The organism is Pseudomonas wayambapalatensis (assembly GCF_049942315.1).
Classification (GTDB): domain Bacteria; phylum Pseudomonadota; class Gammaproteobacteria; order Pseudomonadales; family Pseudomonadaceae; genus Aquipseudomonas; species Aquipseudomonas wayambapalatensis.
The window spans coordinates 1-2,500 of record NZ_JBNFMU010000203.1 but is presented as its reverse complement, the minus strand read 5'-3'; the positions used below and the strand labels follow the sequence as shown (position 1 = coordinate 2,500).

At 65.6% G+C, this 2,500-nt stretch carries 1 protein-coding gene; it reads right to left on the bottom strand.

The genetic code is table 11. From position 1 onward, the window contains the following. Nucleotides 1-46 precede the first annotated feature (46 nt). A complete protein-coding gene (gene ligA, locus ACPZMI_RS16865; protein ID WP_426352691.1) occupies nucleotides 47-2,377 on the bottom strand; it encodes an NAD-dependent DNA ligase LigA in 2,331 nt (776 codons plus the stop codon). Nucleotides 2,378-2,500: the final 123 nt, after the last annotated feature.

Here is a 2,500-nt window from a genome sequence, read left to right as displayed (position 1 = left end):
CCTGTGGGAGCGGGCTCGTCCCGCGATGAGGCCAGGGCAGGCAACATCAGACCGTGATGCCCTGCCCCGCCAGGAAGGCGACGAAGGCCTCTTCGTCCAGCACCTTGACCCCCAGCTCACTGGCCTTGGCCAGCTTCGACCCAGCCCCCGGACCTGCCACCACGCAGTGGGTCTTGCCGGACACCGAGCCCGCCACCTTGGCGCCGAGGCTTTCCAGCTTGTCCTTGGCGATGTCGCGGCTCATGCGCTCCAGGGTGCCGGTCAGCACCCAGGTCTGACCGGCCAGGGGCAGGCCCTCGGTGGTTTTCTTCTCGCTGTGCCAGTGCATGCCGAACGCTTCGAGCTGGGCTTCGATGGCGCGGGCGAGTTGCTGGTTGGCCTCGACCTTGAAGAACTCGCGCACGGCATCGGCCTGCTTGGTGTTCAGGGCCTGGCGCAGGTCGATGCCGTCGGCGGCGATGATCTTGTCGAGGGTGCCGAGCTTGTCCACCAGCTTCTCGGCGCCGGTCGGGCCGACCGAGGGGATGTCGAGCTTGGCGATCATCCCGGCGAGGGTGGTGCTGGCAGCGAACTCCGCCGCCAGCTCGCCTTGGTCCTGCAACTGCATGCCGCTGTCGAGCAGTTGCTGGATGACCTGGCGGTTGTGCGCATCCTCGAAGAAATTGTGGATCTCGTAGGCGACTTCAAGGCCGATGTCCGGCAGGTAGGTCAGCACCTGCGGCAGTGCCACCTGCACCCGCTCCAGGCTACCCAGGGAGCGAGCCAGGACCTTGGCGGTCTCCTCGCCCACATCGGGGATGCCCAGGGCGAAGATGAAGCGCGCGAGCGGCGGGCGCTTGCTCGCCTCGATGGCTTCAAGCAGCTTGCGGCTGGAGACCTCGGCGAAGCCCTCCAGGTCGACGATCTGCTCGAACTGGAGCTTGTACAGGTCTGCCGGCGAACCGATCAGCCCCTCGTCGACCAACTGCTCGACGCTCTTCTCGCCGAGACCGTCGATATCCATCGCCCGGCGCGACACATAGTGAATGATCGCCTGCTTGAGCTGGGCACCGCAGGCCAGGCGGCCGACGCACCGATACACCGCACCTTCGCTGGTGGTTTCCTTGCCCTTGCTGCGCTTGACCAACTGGGTGCGCTCGACCTGCGAGCCGCACACCGGGCAGGTGGTTGGCACTTCGACCGGGCGGGCGTCATCGGGGCGACGCTCGAGCACTACCTGCATCACCTGCGGGATCACATCACCGGCACGGCGGATGATCACCGTGTCGCCGATGCGCAGGCCCAGGCGGGCGATTTCGTCCATGTTGTGCAGGGTGGCGTTGGATACGGTCACCCCGGCCACCTTGACCGGCTTGAGACGGGCGACCGGAGTCACCGCGCCGGTACGGCCGACCTGGAACTCGACGTCCAGCACCTCGGTGAGTTCTTCCATGGCCGGGAATTTATGGGCGATGGCCCAGCGCGGCTCACGCGCACGGAAACCCAGTTCGCGCTGCGCCGCCAGGCTGTTGACCTTGAACACCACGCCGTCGATCTCGTAGGGCAGCGCGTTGCGGCGGGCGCCGATGTCCTGGTAGTAGGCCAGGCATTCTTCGATGCCGGCGGCGTGCTTGAGCTCAGGGCTGATCGGCATGCCCCAGACCTTGAGCTGCTCGAGAATGCCGATATGGCTGTCGCCGACGCTCGCTGAAGTCTGGCCGATACCGTAGCAGCAGAATTCCAGCGGGCGGCTGGCGGTGATCTTCGAGTCCAGTTGACGCAGGCTGCCAGCGGCAGCGTTGCGCGGGTTGGCAAAGGTCTTGCCGCCGACTTCGGCCTGAGCGGCATTGAGGCGTTCGAAACCCGCCTTGCTCATGTACACCTCGCCACGCACTTCGAGCACTTCGGGCCAGCCGCTGCCATGCAGCTTCAACGGGACGTTGCGGATGGTGCGCACGTTGGCGCTGATGTCTTCGCCGGTCGTGCCGTCGCCACGGGTGGCGCCTTGCACCAGCTGGCCGTTGCGGTACAACAGGCTCACCGCCAGGCCATCGAGCTTGGGCTCGCAGCTGTAGTCGACCGCCTCGGCCTGGTCGAGCCCTTCGACCACACGCCGTCCGAATTCGCGCAAGTCAGCCTCTTCGAAGGCGTTGCCCAGGCTAAGCATGGGGATCTCGTGGCGTACCTGGGTAAAGGCGGCCAGGGCTGCACCGCCGACACGCTGAGTAGGCGAGTCGGGAGTGATCAGGTGCGGATGCTCGGCTTCCAGCGCCTTGAGTTCGTTGAACAGCCGGTCGTATTCGGCGTCGGGCACACTGGGCTCGTCCAGCACGTAGTAGCGATAGTTGTGCTGGTCGAGTTCGGCGCGCAGTTCGTGGATTCGGTTTTCGGCGTTCATCTTTCAGGTCTCTTGCAAAGCAAAAGAGCAGCCTGGGTGATGCCGGCGCGGATCGGGATGCTGTTCAGCATGTACTGACCTCATCACCGGACAAGCCGGACGCCGCACCGCCGCTCCCACAGA